Source organism: Candidatus Flexifilum breve (assembly GCF_016713355.1).
In genome coordinates this window covers 1,004,048-1,026,749 of the sequence record NZ_JADJPI010000035.1, presented here as the reverse complement: position 1 = coordinate 1,026,749, position 22,702 = coordinate 1,004,048, and the positions used below count along the sequence as shown (strand labels likewise).

Here is a 22,702-nt window from a genome sequence, read left to right as displayed (position 1 = left end):
AGTGGTGGTAAATCATGGAACAACTGATGCTGATAGCAGGCTTTGTGCCGCTGCCCTACGTGCTTTACTCGATTGTGCAGACGCTGCGCAAGCACCCGCAAGCGAACTTCGTCGGCGTGCTGCTGGCGTATCTCGCCGTCCTCATCCCCGTGGGGGTTTTCGCGTGGGGGACGGCGCGACAAACGCTGCCCGATTTGCTCACGCTGATCATCGTCAGCAGCGCGGCAATCAGCTTGTGTTTGGCCTCGTGCTGTTGATCCGCGAACTACGCAGCGCGGGGCGCAAAGTCACGCGGTCGTACGGGTTGCTGAACTTAGGCGTGAGCGCCTTGATCGCGCTCGGGCTGGTGGTCACGCCGACGATTCTCACGCTGATCCCGAATGCGACGGTCAGCGTGGCAACCGCTGCCGCGGATGGATTCCCCGCGTTTGGACAGGGTCGAGGAGCGGCGGGCAGCACTGATGCGGCAGCCGCGGACGTGATCGATCAAGCGCACCGCTGCGGCGAGCGCGTTCCCGGCAGCGCCAGCGGGCTTTGCAGCGCCGGCGGGGTTTGAAGCGCCATCCGGTCTCTCTGCTGAGAGCACGCAGGAAGCGGAGCCCGCCGCCGTGCCGCAAGCCACTGCGACTGAAGTGCCGACCCGTGTCCCGGCGCGGCAAGCGGTGCTGCCGACCATCACGCCGACGCTGGTGGTCACGGCGACGCCGCTGGTGCAGGCGACCGCCGTACCCACGACCGGACCAAGCTGCGCTTTGCTCACGATCTACAACCTGAACCTGCGCGCGGAACCGAGCGCCGATGCCGCGCTGCTGACAACCATTCCGTTCTCGACCACGCTCACAGCTTACGAAGTCAACACCGACGGTTGGTGGCGTGTGGACTATGCCGGGCAGACGGGGTGGGTGAGTGGGGAGTATGTTTCGCCGCCACCGCGTGTATCGCGTTGACTGGCGATTAACGATGAGATCAGGCGTGGAGAGATGGATTTCCTGTAAGTCGGCCTCTAGGCGCGGATCGAACAACGCACTGGAACATGGAAGCACTCTTTAGGATGAGAAAGGACTCGCGAATGAAACGGTTGTCACTGATAGCAGTCGTGATCTTGGTACTCGGCGTCTTCAGCGCGGCGCACGCGCAGAGTGACCCGACGCTGGTGGATACCGTGGTGCAGGCGTTTGAGCAAACCCGCGCTAGCACCAGTCTGCATGTCGCAGCGCAAAGCCTGACCGAACAAAGCGGCGATGCCGGGTTTGGCGGCGGTAGTCAGCAGGGGCAGTCGGCATGGGATGTGGCGGTGGCGGCGGATGGATCGTGGAATCTCTCCGGCTCAACATCGACGGTGCTGCAAGTGGGCGATAACCAGATGCAGAACGCCATTCAGTATGTGGTCCTCGATGGTGTGACGTATGTCAACCTCGACGAGGCGCAAATGGGACAGATGCGCGGCCAAACGGATCAGGCGACCGCACCGCAGGGCTGGATCGAAGTCAGCGCGGACGGTACCGATCAGACCGCAGGTTTCCCGATGCTGGGGTCGACCGCCAACTTGTCGGGGCAGGCACTCGGTGCGCTGCTGCTGCCGATGAGCGCGACCAGTATCGCGGCGATGGCCGCGCTGCCCGATGACATCATCGATGGTCAGACGATGCACGTCTACCAGATCAACCTTGACGCGCAAGCGGTGATCGACAGTGAGGCTAGCGCACTTCTGCGCGGCAATGGCTTCGGTGGCGGGTTTGGCGGCGGCTTTGGGGGTGGTCAGCCGTCACAGGGATCAGGTGATGGGAGCGGCGTTCCCCCAGATGGTCAGACTCCGCCGACGGATGGACAGGGTACACCGCCGAGCGATGGACAGCGCCCCAGCTTTGATCAGGCATTGGACTCGGCGAATGTCATCGTGACGATTGCCGTTTACATCGGCGCTGATGACGGCTTCGTGCATCGCATTTACAGTGTGATCGAAACGGCTTTGACCGCGCGGGACGGCAGCAGCGTTGTATCGACGGTCACCAGCATCACCGATTTCTCGGCCTTCAACCAGCCGGTAAGCATCAACGCGCCGCAGATCGGCGCGTAGTTTCCGGGGAAAAACATCTGGTTATCGAATACCCGTGGTCGAATCGATCACGGGTGTTTTTATGCCTGACTCAGTTTACAGAAAGTTTACGCTCCCTCGACCAGACTCCACATTGTCTACCTAAGTTCCTCACAGCGGCGGCCTATGCTTAGGACAAGTTCGAATTCAGACAAGGAGCAACACCTACCATGAAACGCAATCTCACCATTCTCGCTGTTCTCGCCCTGCTGCTGATGTCCTTCGCGGTCGCCGCGTACGCCGATGATGAAGTCGTGCTGCCGACGATTGAAGACGGTCGCATCAACAAGTTCGATATCGCCAGCCCGGTCGCCATCTTCGCCGACTACAGCTATCCGTATGCCGACGACATCAACATGGGCGTGCTGGAACGCCTCGAATTCTGGGGCATCACCTATGAAGATCACGTCGAAAAGGTGTTGGATGTGAGCGCGGCGCAGCTTCAGGCGGCGGATAACTCGGCGGGCAGCGCGGTCGTGGCCGCGGCGAATGGTTACACGCTGATCCTCGAAGCAGACGGCAGCCTGACCCTCACTGGCGCGGGCTACACCTACAACTGGACGCAAGCCTTCTAGCTCCCTCCCAGCAGCAGCCTCGCTGTAACCCGGCCATTATTCCCCTGATAATGGCCGGGTTTTTATTTGTTGCGCAAGCAACACTCCAGAAATATAAGAAAATCCGGTTGTGTGTGCAAACTATACAAAGACTCTCCTTGACAGGCGTTTGCGGAAGGCGTTAAGCTTAGAATCAACGCAATCGATTGCGAAGCTATATTCTTGATGCCGAATTCGAAGATTACCTTAGCTGACATTGCCAAACTCGCGGGCGTTTCGACCTCCACCGTCTCGCGGGCGCTCACCGACAGCCCGCAAATCAGCGACCCCGTCAAACGCAGCATTAAGGCGTTGGCTCGGCAGCATAACTATCATCCGCATCTCGGCGCGCGCAATCTGCGCTTGAGAAAGACCAATGTGATCGGCTTGGTCTTACCCATTGAAGCCAACGACGCCGCGACACTCTCCAACCCGTTCGTGTTGGAATTTGTCGGAGCGGTGGGTTTGGAACTGCGGCAGTATGAGTGCAATTTACTGCTGCTCCAGGAGCGCATTATCAACCCGCAGTTGTGGAATTCCGGTCTGGTGGATGGCTACCTGATGCTTGGCCACGGGAATGACCCCCGCCTGCTGAATGAAGTTTCCGGCCTCGTTCCGCTCGTGGTGTGGGGCAATCGACTGGCGGAACAGCAGTACGTCACGGTGGGCGTCGACAATACCGATCTGGCTCGGCAGGCGGTCGAACATCTCATCCAGTTAGGGCGGCGGCGCATCGGCATCATCGTCGGCACGTTTGGAGCGAACAACACCGAGTCGTACCTGCGCTACCGCGGCTACTGTCAAGCGTTATCCGCTGCTGGCCTGAACTACGACCCGGCGCTCGTCGTCTTCACGGAATTTGACGCCAATTCGGCCTACTGCGCCGCGCGGCAAATTCTCGACCAGGCGCCGCAGATTGATGCGTTGTTCGCGGCGCACAGCGATGTGGTGGCGCTGGCCGCAATTCAAGCGTTGGGGCAGGCCGGGCGGCGTGTGCCGCAGGATGTCGCTGTGATCGGCTTCGACAACATCAGTTTGGGGATGCATTTCGGCCTGCCGTTGACCACGGTGAGTCAGGAAGTCCAGTCGACGGGCGCTCGGGTGCTCGTGAAAACGTTGATGCAGTTGATCGCGGGTGAACCCGCAGAGTCCACCACAATTGCAGGGAAGCTGATGGTGCGGCAGTCATGTGGTGCAGGTACTAGTTAGTCCGAAGATCACCTAAACCCATGACGCTTCTCATGTTTTGGTTCTAACGCGCTTGAAACTAAGCGCTGGGAATGTAAGGTTAAGCAGGATGGTTATGCCGAGTGTCGACTCGACATGCACCATAGCTACTCGCCCGGTTGAGAGCCTGCTGCTCATAGTAGTCTAGGAGGCGTATCGGTAAAGAGTAATTCGGTCTTGTCGTCCATTTGGTTAGCATTCGCCTTTCAAGGAGATTGGTTTTCATGAATCGTAGATTCCTCGTGTTCGTTATGTTGTTTGTCCTCGCTCTCGGTACGGTGAGCGCGGTGGCCGCGCAGGATGCGGTCAATCTGGTGGTGTGGAGCCAAGACGGCGACGAAAACAACGTCGTGCTGCAGGCGCAGTTCGAAGCGTGGGCGGCGGAAAATGCCCCCGGCGCGACCATTGAAATCGTCCAGAAGGAAACCGAAGTTCTGCGTAACGACATCCTGACCGCCGGTCTCGCTGGTTCCGGCCTGCCGGATCTCATCCTCGGCCCGAACGATGCCATCGGCGTGTTCGTCGACGCTGGCCTGCTCCAGCCGCTGGACGAACTGTTCGATACGTCCATGTATCCGTACAACCTTGGCGCGGCGCAAATCGGTGGCGTGACCTATGGCGTGCCCACGAACGCGGGCAACCACCTCATGTTGATGTACAACAAGAGCCTCGTCGCCGAAGCTCCCCAGACGTGGGATGAACTGATCGCGACCGCCGCCGAAATCGAAGCGGCGAATCCGGAAGTCCAAGGCTTTGCCTACAACCTCAACGAACCGTTCTGGTTCCTGCCCTTCGTGCACGGTTTCGGTGGCAGCACCTACGCGGAAGATGGCAGCATGGTTCTGGACAGCGAAGCGTGGGTGAACGCCTACCAGTTCGTCCATGACCTGAAGTTCGTCTCCGAAGCTGTGCCGCAGGAATGCGACTATGCGTGCGCGAACGACCTCTTCAAAGAAGGTAGCGTCGCCATGATCATCAATGGTGACTGGGCCATCGCCGAATACAGCAACGTCGAATCCTCGCCGGCGCTCGGCGCGGAAAACCTCGGCCTCGCGCCGTGGCCGGAACTGCCGAATGGTTCGCGTCCGCAGCCGTTCACCGCTGGTAAGTTCCTGAGCATCCCCGTGACCGTCGAAGGCGCGCAGTTGGACGCGGCTGTCGCGTTCGCGACGTGGCTGACCACGGACCCCACTTCGGTTGAAGCCTACGCGCTCGGCACGGGCCGCCTGCCCGCCATCGCCGCTGTGACGGTTGATGCCGAAACCAACCCGATTCTCGCCGCCTCGAACGAAGCGCTGTCGACCGGTGTGGGTATGCCCGCCGACCCGACGCTGCGCTGCATGTGGGACAGCGTCCGCCCGAGCCTCGAAGGCGTGATGAGCGACAGCATGACGGCGGAAGATGCCGCCATGGAAGCGCAGATCTCCGCTGAGGACTGCCTCGATTCGTAAGCTGTACCGCTTGCCGTAAAGACATCACAGGGCGGGGTCAGATGATCCCGCCCTGTGTGTACTAGGAGACGTACTTATGGAATTCAGCGGTTTATCTGTCGATATTGTTCTCAATACGTTGGGGCAATTAGTTCCCTTACTGATCGGCGTGATCCTCGGGATTGTGGTGCTGGAAGTTGCTCTGTACCAGTTTCTCACGAAGGTGGTGAAGTCCAAGCACGCCCTACCGTATACGCTGCTCGCCCCGGCCATTATCGCGCTCGTCGTGTTCATGATCTATCCGCTGGTGTTCAATGTCGCACTGGCGTTCTCCGACCTCAAGCGCAGCACGTTCCCGTGTTACAGCCCGGTCGCCATCGGGGAATGTGAACTCGATCACACCTATGGTGTCGACTATGCTGTCAAAAACTTCTCCGACGTGTTCGTCCGGCAGCGTGATGGCGAAATTGTCGGTTGGGGACGCCTGCTCCGCACCGCTGATTCGACGTTTCCGATCCTGTTTGCCCGCACGGTTCTCTGGACGGTCACGAATGTGATCTTCCACTTCAGCATAGGTATCGGCCTAGCTTTAATTATGAACCAGAAGATCCGGTTCAAGGGGCTGTACCGATCTCTGATTGTCATCCCCTGGGCGATTCCCGCGGTCATCGTCGGGTTAACATGGAGGCAGGAATTCCATGCCCAGTATGGTTTCGTCAACGCCTTAATCACCGCGTTGGGGGGGCAGCCCGTGAGCTGGTTGGACGAACCGACGGCCGCGTTCATCGCCGTGGTGTTCGTCAACATCTGGCTCGGCGTGCCGTTCTACATGGTGATGCTGCTCGGTGGAATGCAAAGTATCCCCGGTGAATACTACGAAGCTGCATCGATGGATGGCGCGAGTGCCTGGCAGCGCTTCAACAGAATCACGATGCCCTTGCTCAAACCGATTGTCATCCCCGCGGTGACGCTCGACGTGATCTGGACGTTCAACAAGCTCGACATCATCTTCCTGATCACGGGTGGCGGGCCGCAAGAGAGTACCAATATTCTGGTTTCCGCCCTGTATAACGCTGCCTTCGGTCCGGCCGCTACGCAAGAACTCGGGTTCGCCGCCGCCTTCTCGATCATCATATTCATCATCCTGTTCTTGTTCGCGTTGATCTGGATTACGACCAGCGGTGGTTTGAAGGAGATTTACGACCGATGAGCGCCAATGCTGCTGTAAGTCCTGCTCGTCAATACCAGGAACCCGTGAGCACGGTGACGCGCGTGCGGCAAATTGTCGCGATCGCGCTGGCAGCGGGCGGACTAGTGCTCACGCTGCTGAACGGCTTTGCCATCGCTTACCTGCTGGTGGGTCTGTGGTTGGGGCTGCTGGTGTGGAAGCCGTATCACGGCATTCTCGTGTTCTACTCGATCATCTCGGTGTACCCCGTGCTGCGCGTCATCAGCATTTCGCTGCGCCCGACGAGTGGTCTGCTCTCACGCTCACTGGATATCATTCCACCCGGTGCGAATTTCAACAGCTTCGTGCAGTTGTTCACCGAAGAAGAGTTTTTGCGCTGGATGTTCAACAGCCTCGCGATCACCGTCACTGTGTCGCTGATCGGCATCGCCATTGCCGCAACGGGCGCGTATGCCTTCAGCCGCTGGCGCTTCCCCGGTCGCCGCCCCATGCTGATTTTCCTGCTCACCACGCAGATGCTGCCCGCCTCCATGCTGCTCATCCCGATCTTTGTGATCGTCGCGCAGTTGAACCTGACCAATAACATCATTGGCCTCGTGCTGGCGTATACGTCGACCGCTGTGCCGTTCAGCATCTGGATTCTGAAGGGCTACTACGACACCATTCCGCCGGACTTGGAAGAAGCAGCGATGGTCGATGGCTGCGAACGCCTGCAAGCGTTCTGGCGCATCATCCTGCCGCTGTCCACACCCGCGCTCTCGATTGTGTTCCTGTTCAACTTCCTCGCGTCGTGGTCAGAATTCATCGTCGCAAAGGTGATTTTGCAGGCCAACAGCGTCATGACGTGGCCGCTCGGCCTGAACGAACTGATCGGCACGTTCAACACGGACTGGGGCAAGTACGCCGCCGGGTCAGTGTTGGTGACGCTGCCCGTGCTGCTGCTGTTCATGTGGCAGTCGAAGTACCTGATCTCCGGCCTGACGCTCGGCAGCGTCAAGGGCTAACCGGAAAAATTTTTCAACGGGAAAACAAAAACGCTCTCATGCCGAGAGCGTTTTTGTTTTCCGGGCCTGTCGCGCAAGTCTTTGGAGAGAGTCGCCTCCCACCCCCAGCCCCTCTCCGAATTCAGGGAGGGGAGCCAACAGCGCCCGATCAACCGAGTTAGTTTGCGTAGGGACGCGATTTATCGCGTCCGCTGACAGGGTGAGCCGTCAGGCGAGGCTCATGAAAGAGGCACACAATTGATAGAGTTCTACAGCTTATAGGTTTGTTTGGCGAGACCGTAGGCCAGCGCGGTCATCATGTCCCGGGCATCGTCCATGTCGATAAAGCCGCGGGACACCATCCCCGCCAGCCAATCAGCCGCGTGCCGCCGCCACAGATCATGCCGTGCTGGAATCGACGGGTAGGCGCGGGTATCGTCGTTGAAACCTGCTGTGTTGTAGATGCCTGCCGTTTCGATGACATTGTCGAAATAGCGGCGCATGCCGTTGAAGCTGTCGAAGAACCACCACGGCGGGCCGAGGCGCAAAATCGGGTAGTGCCCCGCCAGCGGGGCGAGTTCGCGGCTGTAGGTCGTTTCGTCCAGTGTGAACAGCACCACGGTGAGGCGCGGATCATTGCCGAAGCGGTCAAGCAGCGGCTTGAGGGCATACGTCCATTCGGTCGCCGTCGGGATGTCCGCGCCCATGTTCGCGCCGAAGCCCTCGTACAGCGCTGGGTTGTGATCACGGCGGCTGCCGACGTGGAGCTGCATGACGAGGCCGTCTTCGAGGCTCATGCGCGCCATTTCACACAGCATGTGACCCGTGAAGCGCATGGCATCCCGTTCATCCGCTGTGCCCTTGAGCGCCCGGTCGAAGAGCGCATGCGCCGCACCGTCGCTCAGGATTTCAGTGTAGGCACTCACCGCCGCGTGATCGGTCGCCGTCGCGCCCATTGACTTGAAGAACCAGCGCCGCTTTTCCAGCGCGGTGATGTAGCTCTTATAGTCGGTCACGGTGACGCCAGACATCTCCGTGAGCGCATCGATGGTTTTGCGCCAACCGGGTGTGCCGATGTTCACCACGGCGTCGGGGCGGAAGGTCGGGATCACCCGCCCGGTCCAGCCCGAGTCGCGAATCGCCTGATGATATTGCAGCGAATCGGTGGGGGCGTCAGTCGTTGCCAGCACTTCGATCTTGAAGCGTTGGAAGAGCGCGCGTGGTCGAAATTCCGGCTGCTCCAGTTTAGCGCTCACGGCGTCATAAATCGTTTGCGCGTTCGCCCCGTTGATCTTCGCCTCGACGCCGAAGACGTCGCGCAGTTCGTCGCGCAGCCACACTCCGGTCGGTGTGCCGCGGAACAAGTGCCAGTGATCGCATACCAACTGCCAGATTTTCCGATGATCGGTTGCGATCGCGCCGCCATCCGCGCGTGGAATGCCCAGTGCCTCCAGCCGTATCCCCTGCGAATACAACATGCGGAAGATGTAGTGGTCGGGGATGATGAGCAAATCGACGGGGGAGCCGAATTGATAGTCGGGGTCGGCGAGCAAGCGCGGATCGACATGCCCGTGCGGGCAAATCAGCGGGAGAGCGCTGACCGGCGCGTACAGCTCAAAGGCGAGGGTTTTGTGCTCGGGCGCGAAATAGCGGTACAGGTCAGACATGTTTAGGCATCCAGAGGTATAAGTTCAACCTGACCGCAAGTATAACGTTTGGCGCAGTTATCCGCCGTTCACGCCACTGCTGCTCACTGGGCGATGCCCGTCGTGATGCGAATGACGGGGCGCGTGCCATCACTGCACCGCGCGGTGATGGTCGCCGTTTCGCCGGGCAGCAGATACAGGTAATTGTCGCTGAACTGCGTGTAGTGACTACCGACTTCATCTTCCAGCCACAGGCCGAACGCGACCGCTTCGCCGCTGTTGGCGAGCGTGAGGGTCGCCATACCTTTGACATCGGTTTGCTGCATGTAGACGCCAGTCGACGGAAGATTAAGCAGCGGCGCGAGCGTGTCGCTCCGCGTGAACGGGTAGCGATTTTGGGCAATCACGCTGCCGTCTGAGTCCGTCAAGCGCAGGTCGAGAAAGAAGACCTCGGTGACATCGACGAGCGGGTGCGCGAGCGCGAAAATCTGCTGCGCGCTGTTTGCCGTCCATGCCACTGAGCTGACCCATTCGTGGATCACGGTACCGCGCACCGAGTGCAGCCGCACGCGCAGTTCGACCTCGGCATAAGCGCGTTCATAGGCGTTGTTGACCCAGACCTGCGCGGAGAACGTCGAACTCTTCCCCCATGCCATGGTCGCAAAGCGGGCGGAGACATGGATCGGGGCATAGGCACGAGCGACCGCATAGTAGGCAGGTTTAGCGATCCCATAGTAGTCGACGGCGGCGGTACAAGTCGCATTGGGGTAGGGTTCGTTGAACTGCCACGGAAGCGTGCCGCTGTTCTGGTATTTGCGCCGCTGATCCGCTTCGATGGCATAGCGCAACCCTTCCGCTTGTGTGAACTGCGTCGCGCGGACCAGCGTCGGCACGTCGGCGATTTCACCCCAGGTCGCCGTCCATGTGCGCGTTTGATTCCACCAGGCGCCGAGGTGCTGCCAGTACAGGTTATCCAGCGTAGGCGGCAGTTGATGTTCGGGCGCAATCGTGCGGTTGAGCGTGGCGAGGTTGGTCACCCCCTCGACGCCGAATTCGCTGTGCAGCAGCGATGTGCTGTGGTTGTAGAGATCGTACTGCGCGCGCACACCCTGATATTCCCACGGACCATGCACATCATGTAGGCTGGTTGGGTCGCGGACGATATTCTCCAGTGAGTTCATGAAAACGCGCCCGGTGGGCGAGGTGGGCAGCCAAACGCGATCCGGATCGAGGCGGGCGACGGTCGCACCGAGCGCACCGAGCAGCGGATGTCGAGCATCGAGCGGTGTGTTGTCCGCAGTCGTGAGTTCGTTGCCACCGCACCAGATCACCAGTGACGGGTGATTGCGCTTATGCGGGATGATTTGCTCGGCCTCGCTGCACCATCAACTCGATGAACTCAGGCGCGGCCGAAGGCGTATTTTCGATGCCCGAGCTGGACTGAATGAATTCCTGCCACACCATAATCCCGAGTTCATCGCAGCGATTATAGAACGCTTCTTTCTCAATCAAGCCGCCGCCCCACACGCGCAGCAGGTTGACGTGGGCGCGTCCTGCCAGCGTCAGCAAATGTTCGAGCTTATCGGGGCGGGGGACGCCGTACAGCGCGTCGATCGGCACCCAGTTCCAGCCTTTGGCGAACAGCTTCACCCCATTGACCTGAAAGGTGTACGGGCGGGCGCTGGTATCGGGGGTGTTGTTGCGTACCAATTCGACGCGGCGCACGCCAAAGCGTACGGTCCGCTGATCGAGCATGGCTGAGTCGGGTTCGGACAGCGTGATCTCGGCCTCGTAGAGCGGCTGATCGCCGTGCCCGTTCGGCCACCACAGGCGCGGCTGATCGATAGGGAGGAATTGCGTGAATGGGGTGTGCCCTTCAGCAAGTGCAAGGTCGGCGTGACCGCTGGCAACAACTTTCCCCTGATAGCGCAACGTCGTCTCGACGCGCGCCGCCCGCGCCGCGAGTGCGTCCAGCTCCAGCGAGATGACGACATCGGCGTGGGTGAAGTCAGCGTTGAGTTGGGGACGGACGAACACCGAATCAATCCGCGCATCTCCGGTCGCTTCCAGCCACACGTCATCCCAGATGCCCACATGGATCATGCGCGGGCAGAAGTCCCACCAGTAGGTCATGCGGCTCTTGTGTGTCCGTACTAGACTCGTGCGCCCCACCTGTGGCTGTTCGTGGGGCGCAGGCTCGATCACGACGGCGATCAGGTTATCCTGCCCATAGAGCAGACGGTCGCTCACGTCAAATTGGGCGGGCGTGAACATGCCGACATGTGTGCCGAGCAGTTCCCCATTCAGGAAGAACTGCGCTTCGTAGTCTACCCCCATGAAACACAGCCGCATTCGTTGGCCGCGCAGCTCGTCGCCGACGCGGAATGTCTTTTTGTAGAGCCATGTGCGTGCCGGAATCCATTCCAAGAGCAAGCTGTTGCGTTCAAAGTACGGGTTCGGCACCGCGCCGACCTGCCACAAATCATGGTGCACGCTGCCGGGCACGCTGCCGGTGTGCCAGTGACGGATGTCTGTAGTCTGTGGTTTGTGCGCGTCCCGCCAGCGCCAGTCTTCGCCTTCAAACGCTTTGAACTGCCAGTCCGACCCATTAAGTGCCAGCGTGCGCGCCATCAAAGCTCCAGTAGATTGGTTTCGACCACGGGCAGACTCGGGTCGGCGGGCAAGCGGAACGTCTTGATCGCGCACGGCTCAAAATCGGCTTCGATGACGCGATTCCATGCGGGCAGGCAAATGCGCGCGCGGGTGGCCTGCTTGTCCGTTTCATAGGCGCGCACGATGATGTCGCGGCTGTCATCCGCCTGTTTGATGGCGCTGACCACGATGTTGGGCTGGTCCACTTCGATGAAGGAGGCGGACTGCGGGAGCTTGCCGTGCGGGTGAAACGTGCCGAACAGCGCAAACGGCCGCTGGTTGAGTTCGGCGGCACGTTTGATTGTGCCCGCTGCTGCCCAACTGCCCGTGTGCGGCAGCAGCGTGTAGCTGAAGCGCTGCACACCCTGATCGATGAAGCTGTACAGCCCGTCCGGGTCGAGTGCCGCCGGGATGTGATGCGCGTAAGCGGGACTGCGCAGAATCGTCAGGCCGATATCCGCGCCGTCGATGTCGAGGCTGTATTTGCTGTCGTTGAGTAGGCTGAAGCCGCAGGTGTCATCGGGCGCGGTCACATCAACCCAGCTCTGAAACGGCACTTCATCGCCGTTAGCCACCTGTTCGAAGTGGCCGTAGGGGATTTCATGCGTGACGCGCGCGGAGTTCAGGTTAACCGGGAAGCGCAGCTTGAGCAGCTTGGACTGTTCGTGCCAGTCGACGACTGCGTTCACATCGACCTGCCGCTGACCGGGATAGAGGATGAAGTCCTGCGTGAGCGTCGATCCTCCGTAGCGGCTGGTCACGCGGATCACCGACTTGACCGCCCCGTGCTCAATCAGTTTGACGTGGGCATCCTGAAAGGTGCCGAGGCGTTCGTCAAAGCGAATGACATTATGCCCCCACGTGTCCGACGGGTCGTTGATGACGACGGCCTGCGCCGCGGCCCCGGCGAAGACCTGCCGTCGCTGCTGTATATCGTAGAGGCTGGCGATACTGCCGCTCATCGGATCAAGCTCCAGACGCAGGTACTCGTTTTCCAGCACGGTATCGCTCGCCTGTGTGGTGACGACGGGGGCGATTCCGCCCGTGGGCAGTAGGCGGTAGGTGCGGTAGCCGAGCGCGGGCAAATCGGCGGTGAAACTTAAGCGGCGGCGATGGGTTAGCGTGGCCGAGCGCACCGCCTGATGGGGCACAACGTTCCCGGCGTCATCCAGCAGCACCGCAGTATCGGGGATGCGGTTCGTCTCCAGTTCGATGTTGGCGCGCACCGGCCAGGCGTGTGGGTTGAACACGACCATGGGGTGGACGCCAGCTTGCTCCTCAATGCGGATGTTCCATGCCAGCGCTTGCACCGCGTAGTTGAGGTTGCGGTCGGCAATCGACAGGGCTTCGCCGAAAGCGTTCTGCGCGTCGTCGTAGGCGGCTTCGAGGCTCGTCCCGCCCATGATGTCATGAAACTGGTTGAAGAGCACGGATTTCCACGCGCGGTCGAAATCGTCCGGGTAGGGCTGGTCAGCGACCGTCGCGGCCACCGACGACCACTTTTCCGCGGCCAGCAGCGCGTTTTCTGAGCGGCGGTTGAGGCGCTTGATGGTCGAATGCGCGGCATAGCAGCCGGTCGCGTGGCGCTGCAAGTCGGAGTGAATGATGGGGAGCGTCCAGTTCTTGGCCTCGACGGCGGCGAAAAACTGTTCGGGCGAACTGCACACGATCTGCGGGTAGTCCGGCGCGGTTTGCAGGTGACGGATGCTGTCGAGATTGGCTTTGGTCGGCCCGCCGCCGTGGTTGCCCACGCCGTAGAAGCACATCATCTGGTCGATCGGCGCGCTCATTTCGTCGGCGCAGCGTTTGGCGTGCTCGTCGAGTTCCTTGCCCCAAGACAGGTATTCGAAGGGGATACGGAAGGCCAGCACGCGCGAAGTGTCATCGGACTCCCACCAGAAAATGCGCGCGGGCAGTGTCTTCTCGTGGGGCTGTGGGCGCATGAACACGTAGTAGGGCAAACCGCTCTTCAGCAGAATCTGCGGCAGGCTGGCCGTGTGACCGAAGCTGTCGACGTTGAAGCCGACGCGCGCCATCACGCCGAACTTCGCCTGAAAGTAGCGCTGGCCGTACAGTCCCTGCCGCACAAACGATTCGCCGCTCGGGATGTTGCAGTCGGGTTCTACCCACCAGCCGCCAACCACCTGCCAGCGGCCTTCGGCGACGCGCCGCTGAATCTCGGCGAACATGGCCGGGTCGGACTTTTCGACCCACTCATAGTGAGCCGCGGAACTGGCGACGAAGACAAATTCCTCGTATTCGTTCATGCGATCCAGCGCCGAACGAAACGTCGCCTTGACCTCATGGAAACCTTCGTGCCACTGCCACAGCCACACCGGGTCGATGTGGGCATGGCCGATCATATGCAACGTATTGGACTTCATGAATGCTCTCGGAAAAACTCAGATTTGTCAGATAAGGGTGACCAGCGCCTCGGCCTGCTGGCCAAACGCCTGACCATGCACTGTGAGATCCAGCGCCACGCGCGCGCGCCGGACGGGTGTGTCAGTTGGTGTGACGCGGAATACCACCGAATAACTTTCCGTGCCTTCCAAACACACAGTGACCCGCTGCTGGGCATCAAACGTGAGCGCCGCGCCGCGGAACGTTGCCCCTGCCACCTGCCAGCCCGGCGGCACGACCAAGTGCAGCGCTGCCTCGACCGGGAAGGGATGCGGGCTGCGAACTTCCGCGCGAATATCGATGGAGTCGCCGCGCCGGGCAGTGGTCTGGTAAGGCGCGAGGTGTGCGAGGAAGCCGCCCGTGCCGAGATCAAGGTGGTTGGGCAGTAGATCGCGATGGAGGCGTTCAAGTTCGGCACCAATGGCGCGGATCTGCTCGAAATACTCGGGCGTCGTCCACTGCGGATTCCAGTGTCCGGTCAGAATCACGGCAGGGCACAGGCGCGTATACAGGTCGGCGCTTTTCACATAGTCAGCCGCTTCGAAGCCGCCGCCGTACACATAATTCAACTGTGTGCCGAGCGCGCTCTGATACTGGTCACCTGTTGCCAGCACGACATGCCCATCGGCCTCAAAGCATATGGCGACCGCGTACTTGGTATGTCCGGGCAGGGCATACAGCCGGAACGTGTATTCTTCCCACTCGAAGGCGGTGTCGAGCGGCAGCACGCGATCCATGCGGATCGGGTCGTACCACAGACACGGCAGATCGTAGTCGGCGGGATGCTCAAGGATGTCAGCGAAATTAGCCGCCGCCCACACTTCGGTGCCTTCGACCCGACGCAGTAGGTTGCATCCGGCGACATGATCGTCGTGGTAGTGCGTCGGGATCACAGCATCAATGTGGCTAATGTTGAACTGGCGCTTGAGCGTGTTGATCGTGTATAGCCATGGGCGGCGCGCGGCACGATCCGATCCGGCGGCGAGGCCGGTTTCGAAGTCGTAGCCGAAGTCGATCATGAGGGCTTTTCCGCTCGCCGACAGCACGACGTAGCTGTTGGCGAGGCACACGCGCGACTTGAGTACGTGCGGCGTGACATGACGGTAGGGTTCGGCGCGCAGTTCAAAGAGGCGCACATGTTCGCCGCGCAGCTCCAGCAGCTGCCAGAAACGCGCCACGAGCAGATCAATGGCTGTGTCGGGATCTTCCATCGGGTCACCGTGGGCGGGCAGCAGCAGACTTGGCTGGCGCTCTTTAAGATCGAGCAGCGAAGCGATACCTGCGGGCACACCGTCAGCAGAATTGTAGCCCCACTGCGTCGCGGCCATGCTCCATACCTTGCCCGGCGCGCAGATCAAATCGCCCGTGAAGGCGAGGCGTTCGCCGTCGTGCTCGACGAGCAGCGTGATCGAGCCGACGGTGTGGCTGGGCGTCGGGATTACGGTCAGCGCGTAATCGCCAAAATGATAGGTCGCGTAGTCAAGCAGCGTCGCGGTGACGGGGACGGACTCCAGCAGCGAAAAGCGATCCTGCCGCAGATTGTAATTGTTCGTGACGGCGCGAGCTTGCCAGTGGGCATCAACCTCCGCGAACAGGTCGCGTTCGGCTTCGGGGACGAGAATCGGGATGCCCGCCGCGACGGCGCGGGGTAAGCCTTGAGCTTGATCGCGGTGATGGTGCGTCATGAGGATATGGGTGACGCGCTCGATGCCGATGGCGGCGAGCTGATCGAGCACTGCTCCGTCCCCAAAATCGATGAGGATGGCGTCGCTGCCGGAGCGCAGCACATAGACATTGCACGTGTCGTGGTAGACGAACAGGTTGCGCAACAGTTGCCGCATGACGCCCCCCAGCAGTCATGTTGCAGTTGGAAATTAACGCAAATGCTGCGGAGATGGGTGCGGAAGGGAGGTTAGTTTCCAGCCGTAATAATTCGTTATTCTTAATATACCACATCGGTATGCATATGTTGCGTAAAGAAGATGTTTATTTTTGCCCCCCGGACAACCGCAGCATTGTACTGTCTTTACGGGCGACCGGGACGCTGATCTGCCCGGAGGCGGCGACGACAGTACCGCTCACCAGATCGCGCCAGTGACCGCTCTGCGGCGCAGGCAGCTGAATCGTGGCGGTCTTGCCTTCGTCGCCGACGTTGGACGCGATCAGATAATAGTCGCCGTCGCGATGAAAGAGGGCGGTCGTCACGTCGGGCGTGGTCGAGCGGCTGGGAATGCCGACGCCAAACTGGCGATGCAGAAGCACGAGCAGTTCGGGCGTGGGCTGCAAGCCGATCACCGTGATGCGCCCGCGCAGACGGCGCACGGTATAGCCGATGGTGTACTGCTGTCCGGTGGCTAAGTCGAACTGCAGCAGCAGTTCTTCGGATGGAGGAATGCGTACGCTCAACCGCGTGATGCTGATCGGCTCGCCGGGGACTTCTTCGTAATGCTGAAGCCACGCGCTTTCGACCGTGCCATCCCACAGCGCGAGGTTCAGCTTGCCCACGCCGCTTACGATGCCGGCGGGGTTGGGGATGTTCAGCAGGTTCAAGCGGCGGAAGTGCTCATCGGTCGTGGGGTGCGTCCCAATGCACACCAGATGCCCGCCATGTTCAACATACTCCACCAGACGTTTTTGCCCCGTACGAGAGAGCCATGAACCACCCGCATATAGCAGCAGCGGTTTCTTGGAGGGGGTCTGCGACAGGTCGAAGAAATCGTAATCGATGTCGGCTTGGTACAGACTGGTGAGCAAATCCTGACCGGGACGCTCGGTGCTGCGCTGGAGCGGGTCAAAGGTGACGGCGGTGTTCGTCAGCCGCGTCAGCGTCGTCGGGTCGACTTCCTGATACAGCGCCGTGATCTGCTGGAAAGCGCGAAACAACGGCGGCCGTGTGCGTCCCCATTCGTTGATCGGGCTCTGGTACCAGTTGTCACGATTCACGAGCATGTACCAGTTCCAACCCGCCGCCCCCGCTTGCAGCGCGGACAGGCAGATCAGGCGGTAGTGATTTGGCGTGAGCGTGCCCACGTCTTCCAGCCAGTCATGCCAGATGCCCGATTGATATTCGGGGATGTAGGGCAGCTTGGAATAGCTGCTGGCGTAGCGCAGCGCTTCGAGGATGTGCGCGTGTTCCTTCGCGCCACCGCGGTTCAGAAATTCGCGTGACGGATAAATATCTGGCCCGGCGAGATCGCCGATCTTTTCGAGTTCCGCCCAGCGCTGCGTGCCGACGCCGCTGTAGGTGTTGAGCAGCATGGGCACATCCACGCCAAGCGCGCGATATTTATCAACTGCCCACTGGCCGACCTTGTTCACATACCAGTGCAGAAAATTCCGGTAATCCTGATAGCGGCTCATGAGCGCGTGATCGCTCGGGAACAACTCGGTGACGGCGCGCGCATCGTCAAACGAGCGGTAAAGCGTGCGCCACGCCGTATTTAACACGCTGATTTCACCGTAGCGTTCGCGCAGATACTCCTGAAAGCAGCCCGCCGTGCGCCCCAAACCGAGCGGTTCGGTGTAGAGGTGCGGCCACGGGTCGATCTCGTTGTCGGCTTGCCACAGGATGACCCGCCCGCCGCGCGTCGCCAGATAGGGACGCGTCGCCTCGGTGACGGCGGCCATGTAAGTCTCGGCGGCGCTGCGAAAAGCGGGGTCGAGACGGTGATACTTGGCCGCGTGGTCGGGAACGCCATTGTTCTTCCACTCGGCGTAAATGTAGGGGCCGGGACGGAGGATGACCCACAAATCTTCCTCCGCCAGCATGTCGAGAAAGCCGAGCAGGTTGCGTCGCGCATCCGTCTTGCCCTGAAAGTCATACTGGCCGGGCGCGAGCTCGTGAAAATCCCAGCACACATAGGTCGCGACGATCTTGATACCCAGCTCTTTGATGCGCCCCAGAATGGGACGCCAGTTGCGCGGGTCAAGCCGCCAGTAGTGCATTTCACCGCTTAACAGGGGGATGGGCTGGTCGCCCACCCGGAGTTTGCGCTCGGCAATCGTAACGGGGATCAGAGTAGTCAGCCTTTCAAACCGGTGGTCGCGATTCCATCCATGAAATAGCGCTGCCCCAAAAAGAAGATAATGATCATCGGCAAGGTGACGATCACGCTGGCGGCCAGCACGACTTCCCACTGCATTTCGCCGCCTTGCCCGAACTGATCAAGAATCGCCTTCAATCCGAGCGGCAGCGTGTATAAATCCGTCTTGTTCAGGTAAATGAGCGGCTTGACGAGGTCGGTCCAGCTCGCTTTGAATTCGAAGATGAACACGACGATTAAGGCCGTGCGCGTGAGCGGCATGGCGATGTGCCGCCAGATCTGAAAATATGACGCGCCATCCACGCGGGCAGCCTCAAATAGCTCACGGGGCAGCGACAGGTAGAACTGGCGGATCATAAAGATATAGAAGGCCGAGCCGAATAGGTTGCCTGCCCACAGCGGAAGATGCGTATTGGTCAGCCCGAGATTCTTCCAGATCAGGTAGACCGGAATCATCGTGACGACGCCGGGGAGCATCATCGTCGCCAGCACGAACCCGAACAAGGTGTCGCGCCCGCGAAAGCGAAAATACGAAAACCCAAAGGCGATCAGCGAGCAGCTCACGGTCACGGCGAGCGCCGCCAGCACGCCGACGACCAGGCTGTTCTTAAGCCAGGTGAGCAGCGGCGCGGCTTGCCACACGTACACGTAATTTGTCCACGCGACCGGGTCGGGAATCCATTCGCTGTTGAAGACTTCAGACCGGGTCTTGAGGGAAGCGCTCAGCAGCCAGGCGAACGGCGTGAGAAACAACACCGTAAAGAAGATCAACAGGGCGAAGTAGATGACTCGCGCCACCGTCCAACGGGTGCGAAACGATTGGGGCGGGCTGTCATGCACATCGGGCGGGCGGATGGTAGTGCGGTCCGCTTCGATCACCGTCATAGACTATGACCCTTCATAGTACACCCACCGTCGACTTACGCGCAGTTGGATGAAGGTCAGGATGAGGATGATGACGAACAACAGCCATGCCATCGCCGAGGCGTACCCCATACGCAAGAACTCGAAAGCCTGCCGGAACAAGTAGACATTATAGAACAGTCCGGCAGAGGACGCCGCGCCTGAGCTCATATTGCCGAAAAACATCGTATACACTTCGGTGAACAACTGCAATGAGCCGATGGTATTGACGATCAGCGTGAAGAAGATCGTCCCGCTGATGAGCGGTATGGTGATGCGGATGAACTGCTGCCAGCCATTCGCGCCGTCGATGCGGGCGGCTTCGTACAGCTCGGGCGGGACATTGCGCAGCGCGGCGAGGTAGAGAATCACCGTGCCGCCGACATTCCACAGGCTCATCAGCACAATCCCCGGCTTAATCCACGCGGGATCGGTTGTCCAGCCCGGGCCTTGAATCCCGAGCAGCGCCAAACCCTGATTGACTAAGCCGATCCGCGGATTGAGCAACCACAGCCACAGCGTTGCCACGGCGACGGCGGGCGTGATGGACGGGAGGTAGTAGGCGGTGCGAAAGAAGCCCGCCGCTTTGCCGACCCGATTCAGCAGCAGTGCCAAGCCCATGGCGACGAGGATCGCCAGCGGCACATGGAACAGCGCATAAATGAACGAATTGGCCAGGCTGAGCCCCAAGCGAGGATCGCTTAGCAAACGCTGATAATTTTCAAAGCCAACAAATTCTGGCGGGCTTAACACGTCGTAGTCAGTGAACGATAGGCCGAGACTGACGGCCATTGGGCCGGCAGTGAAAATGAGGAAACCGACGATCCACGGAGAGATGAACGCCAGCCCGGCGAATAGTTCGCGTTGTTGAGGCGTGACCCGCCGCTCACGACGGGAGAGACGGGTCACGACAGCTTGATCAGTCATGCGTGGGGGTTATTCGCTCGCCGCCCACGCTTCGTCCAGGGCGGCCTGGGCTTCGGCTTGCGCCTGATCCAGCGCTTCCTGAGCGGTCTGTTCGCCGTTGAGCACGCGATTCACAGCGTCAACCCATGCCTGCCGGAATTCCGATCCAGCCGGGTTGGCCGCGACGGCGAACCCGTTTTCCTGCACATCAAGGATCGTATCCACGCCGCCAGCGAACGCGGGCACGTCGATGGGCTGCACGACCTCGCCGAAAATCTGTTCATCGGCGACGCTGTTGCCCGTGTACACACCCGTGTTGATCGCACCGGATTCCGTACGCAGATCCGCGCGTTCCTGAGCTGCCGCCACCCACGCTTCGGGCGCGGTGATCGCCTGCATGAAGGCGCACGCTGCCTCCGGATTGGACGAGCCGACCGGAATGGCCCACGCGCTGCCCGTCACAAAGTTGATCGGGTTGCCTTCGCGGTCGAGGAACGGCGCGAACGTGATATCCACGTCCGGTGATGAGCCCGCCAGCACGTTCATGTACCACTGTTCCATCGGGAACACACCGAGCTGATCGGCGACCATTTGGTTTTCCGAGCCGAAGAAATCCCACGTGTCGCGGAAGGCGATGAACGGCTGGCGACCACCCGCCGCATCGTGCAGGCTGGTGGCGAATTCGAGCGCTTCAACCACGCGTGGATCGTTCAACTGCGCGGTGCGGCCATCGTCTGACAGCAGGGAAGCGCCGTTGGCCATCGCCCACAGCGGCAGGAATTCCGGCAGTTTGGGGTCAAAGCCGATGCGTGTGACATTGCCATCTTCGACGCGGGTCAGGGCGTCGTTCAGCGCGCGGATGCTCTCCCAATCGCTCGTGTCAACGTCTTCCGGGCTCAGGCCTGCTTCAGCCAGCGCGGCATTGTTGATGAACAGCATGATGCTGTTGTAAAACTCGGTAATGCCGTAGACCTCGCCGTTCACCGTGACCTGATCGACCGCCGTCTGGCGGTACTGGCTCATGTCAATCCCCCGCGTGTCGATGCATTCAGTCAGCGGCATGAGCGCGCCGCGCACGGCGTAGGTGCTGAGCACATCACGCCCCAGGTAGACGAGATCCGGCGGGTCACCGCTGGCAACAGACGTGAGAAACTGCTGCTCATCCAGCGCGCCTTCGGTGAAATTCAGTTCGAGATTCGGGTAAGCGGCTCTGACCTGATCGACCCGCACGGTGGCAATCTCGTCACCCAGGCCGAAGCCCATGATGTCGAGCGAACCACTGATGTCTTCCTGCGCGGCCAACGGCACGACGAGCAGGAACACGGCGGCCAATACTATCAGCATCGATGAAAAGCGCGGCGAAGTCTGTCTGAACAAACGCAACATGACCATCTCCTTGATGCTTTTCTGATAGAGCCAATCTGTAAGTTGGAAAGGTACTTCCCCTAAAATTTATAACGAATGAAATAACTTGTCAAATCGGTGGACTTACGCGGAATCAAAATGGGACGTCGCAGCGGACGTCCCATTGCAATTACGTTCGGCGAATTGGACTATTCGCTCGAACCGTACAGACGCGTTTCTTTGTTGCCGAGCACCTTGTCGATTTCCGCCATGACATCGTCGGTCAGCAGCGGCACGACATCCAGCGCGGCAAAGTTCTCGGTAACCTGTTCCAAGCGCGACGCGCCCGTGATCACCGTGCTGACGTGCGGGTTCTTGACGCACCACGCCAGCGCCAGCTTGGGCAGCGTCGTGCCGAGGTCGCCCGCGATCTTCGCGAGTCCGGGGATCTTCGGCAGGCTGTTTTGCCCCCACGGGCCTTCCAGCATGGCCTTGAGCCATTCGTAACCAGGCAGGTTGACGCGGCTGTCCGCCGGAATGCCGTCATTGTACTTGCCCGTGAGCAGACCGCTCGCCAGCGGCGACCAGATCGTCGTGCCGAGGCCGACCGTGTCCGTGTTGTACAGGCGCTTGTATTCGACTTCCACGCGGTAGCGCGTGAGCATGTTGTACTGCGGTTGTTCCATCGTCGGCGGGATGAGGTCGTACTGGCGGGCGACCGCGTACGCTTCCATGATTTCCTGCGCCGACCATTCGCTCGTACCCCAGTAGAGCACATCGCCGCGCCAGATGAGTTCGGTCATGGCGCGCACGGTCTCTTCGATGGGGGTGTTGCGGTCCGGGCGATGGCAGAAATACAGGTCAAGATAGTCGCACTGCAGGCGGTCGATGGCCTGATAGGCCGCTTCATAGATGTGTTTGCGCGACAAGCCGCGCTGAATCGGCGAGGGGTTCTGGACCGCGCCGCCGAAGACTTTGCTGGAGACGATGTAGCTATCGCGCCGCCAGCCCGCCTTCTTGAGCGCCTCACCCATAATCGTTTCCGCCTGACCTTTGGCGTACACTTCTGCGTTGTCGAAGAAGTTGCAGCCATGATCATAGGCGGCGGCCATGAGTTCCAGCGCCGCGTCGACGTTCAACTGCGTGCCGAACGTCACCCACGCGCCGAACGACAATACACTCACCTGCAAACCGGATTTGCCTAAGCGTCTGAATTCCACGATAAATCCCTTTCGAAGTCGATTTGTCGGACGTATTTTCCCGAGTCAAACCCAACCGCGCAAGGAAT

General features: G+C 60.3%; 19 protein-coding genes. 9 read left to right on the top strand and 10 right to left on the bottom strand.

The genetic code is table 11. From position 1 onward, the window contains the following. The first annotated feature begins 14 nt into the window (after positions 1-14). The 9 genes from IPK17_RS27375 to IPK17_RS27335 all read left to right on the top strand — a co-directional run bounded on the left by IPK17_RS27375 (position 15) and on the right by IPK17_RS27335 (position 7,538). Positions 15-257, top strand: coding sequence for a hypothetical protein (locus tag IPK17_RS27375; protein ID WP_343420874.1), 243 nt, complete (start codon positions 15-17; stop codon positions 255-257). Next, positions 236-556 carry a hypothetical protein gene (locus IPK17_RS27370; RefSeq protein ID WP_343420873.1) on the top strand — a complete coding sequence of 107 codons (321 nt, stop codon included), beginning with the start codon at positions 236-238 and terminating at the stop codon, positions 554-556. The genes IPK17_RS27375 and IPK17_RS27370 overlap by 22 nt, the downstream gene beginning before the upstream one ends. A gap of 52 nt (positions 557-608) precedes the next feature. Continuing rightward, the gene (locus IPK17_RS27365) at positions 609-947 is read left to right on the top strand and encodes an SH3 domain-containing protein (RefSeq protein ID WP_343420872.1); all 339 of its coding nucleotides are present in this window, start codon (positions 609-611) and stop codon (positions 945-947) included. Between the two features lie 122 nt (positions 948-1,069). Beyond that, positions 1,070-2,077 (top strand): DUF2059 domain-containing protein, encoded by a 1,008-nt coding sequence (locus tag IPK17_RS27360; protein ID WP_343420871.1) that lies wholly within the window; start codon positions 1,070-1,072, stop codon positions 2,075-2,077. Between the two features lie 188 nt (positions 2,078-2,265). Continuing rightward, positions 2,266-2,670: a hypothetical protein gene (locus IPK17_RS27355; RefSeq protein WP_343420870.1), complete on the top strand. Its 405-nt coding sequence runs from the start codon at positions 2,266-2,268 to the stop codon at positions 2,668-2,670. Between the two features lie 204 nt (positions 2,671-2,874). Further along, positions 2,875-3,897, top strand: coding sequence for a LacI family DNA-binding transcriptional regulator (locus IPK17_RS27350; protein WP_343420869.1), 1,023 nt, complete (start codon positions 2,875-2,877; stop codon positions 3,895-3,897). 242 nt (positions 3,898-4,139) lie between these two features. Further along, on the top strand, positions 4,140-5,366 hold the full coding sequence (locus IPK17_RS27345) for an extracellular solute-binding protein (protein WP_343420868.1): 1,227 nt from the start codon (positions 4,140-4,142) through the stop codon (positions 5,364-5,366). 76 nt (positions 5,367-5,442) lie between these two features. Further along, positions 5,443-6,555: a carbohydrate ABC transporter permease gene (locus IPK17_RS27340; protein ID WP_343420867.1), complete on the top strand. Its 1,113-nt coding sequence runs from the start codon at positions 5,443-5,445 to the stop codon at positions 6,553-6,555. Next, positions 6,552-7,538: a sugar ABC transporter permease gene (locus IPK17_RS27335; protein WP_343420866.1), complete on the top strand. Its 987-nt coding sequence runs from the start codon at positions 6,552-6,554 to the stop codon at positions 7,536-7,538. Before IPK17_RS27340 ends, IPK17_RS27335 begins: the two co-directional genes overlap by 4 nt. Positions 7,539-7,786: 248 nt before the next feature. Here the strand turns inward: IPK17_RS27335 and uxaC are convergent, their stop codons facing one another. The 10 genes from uxaC to IPK17_RS27285 form a co-directional block, all read right to left on the bottom strand. Further along, a complete protein-coding gene (gene uxaC / locus IPK17_RS27330; RefSeq protein WP_343420865.1) occupies positions 7,787-9,184 on the bottom strand; it encodes a glucuronate isomerase in 1,398 nt (465 codons plus the stop codon). Positions 9,185-9,267: 83 nt separating this feature from the next. After that, on the bottom strand, positions 9,268-10,494 hold the full coding sequence (locus IPK17_RS27325) for a glycoside hydrolase family 2 protein (RefSeq protein WP_343420864.1): 1,227 nt from the start codon (positions 10,492-10,494) through the stop codon (positions 9,268-9,270). 19 nt (positions 10,495-10,513) lie between these two features. Further along, positions 10,514-11,794 (bottom strand): glycoside hydrolase family 2 protein, encoded by a 1,281-nt coding sequence (locus IPK17_RS27320; RefSeq protein WP_343420863.1) that lies wholly within the window; start codon positions 11,792-11,794, stop codon positions 10,514-10,516. Further along, on the bottom strand, positions 11,794-14,199 hold the full coding sequence (locus tag IPK17_RS27315; RefSeq protein ID WP_343420862.1) for an alpha-mannosidase: 2,406 nt from the start codon (positions 14,197-14,199) through the stop codon (positions 11,794-11,796). The genes IPK17_RS27320 and IPK17_RS27315 overlap by 1 nt, the downstream gene beginning before the upstream one ends. 27 nt (positions 14,200-14,226) lie before the next feature. After that, the gene (locus IPK17_RS27310) at positions 14,227-16,059 is read right to left on the bottom strand and encodes an MBL fold metallo-hydrolase (RefSeq protein WP_343420861.1); all 1,833 of its coding nucleotides are present in this window, start codon (positions 16,057-16,059) and stop codon (positions 14,227-14,229) included. 145 nt (positions 16,060-16,204) lie between these two features. Beyond that, a complete protein-coding gene (locus tag IPK17_RS27305; protein WP_343420860.1) occupies positions 16,205-18,199 on the bottom strand; it encodes a beta-galactosidase in 1,995 nt (664 codons plus the stop codon). A gap of 41 nt (positions 18,200-18,240) precedes the next feature. Beyond that, positions 18,241-19,146: a carbohydrate ABC transporter permease gene (locus IPK17_RS27300; protein ID WP_343420859.1), complete on the bottom strand. Its 906-nt coding sequence runs from the start codon at positions 19,144-19,146 to the stop codon at positions 18,241-18,243. Between the two features lie 3 nt (positions 19,147-19,149). Next, positions 19,150-20,091, bottom strand: a complete 942-nt coding sequence (locus IPK17_RS27295; RefSeq protein WP_343420858.1) for a carbohydrate ABC transporter permease — start codon at positions 20,089-20,091, stop codon at positions 19,150-19,152. 9 nt (positions 20,092-20,100) lie between these two features. After that, a complete protein-coding gene (locus IPK17_RS27290) occupies positions 20,101-21,456 on the bottom strand; it encodes an ABC transporter substrate-binding protein (RefSeq protein ID WP_343420857.1) in 1,356 nt (451 codons plus the stop codon). Between the two features lie 167 nt (positions 21,457-21,623). Beyond that, positions 21,624-22,634 carry a potassium channel beta subunit family protein gene (locus IPK17_RS27285; protein WP_343420856.1) on the bottom strand — a complete coding sequence of 337 codons (1,011 nt, stop codon included), beginning with the start codon at positions 22,632-22,634 and terminating at the stop codon, positions 21,624-21,626. Positions 22,635-22,702: the final 68 nt, after the last annotated feature.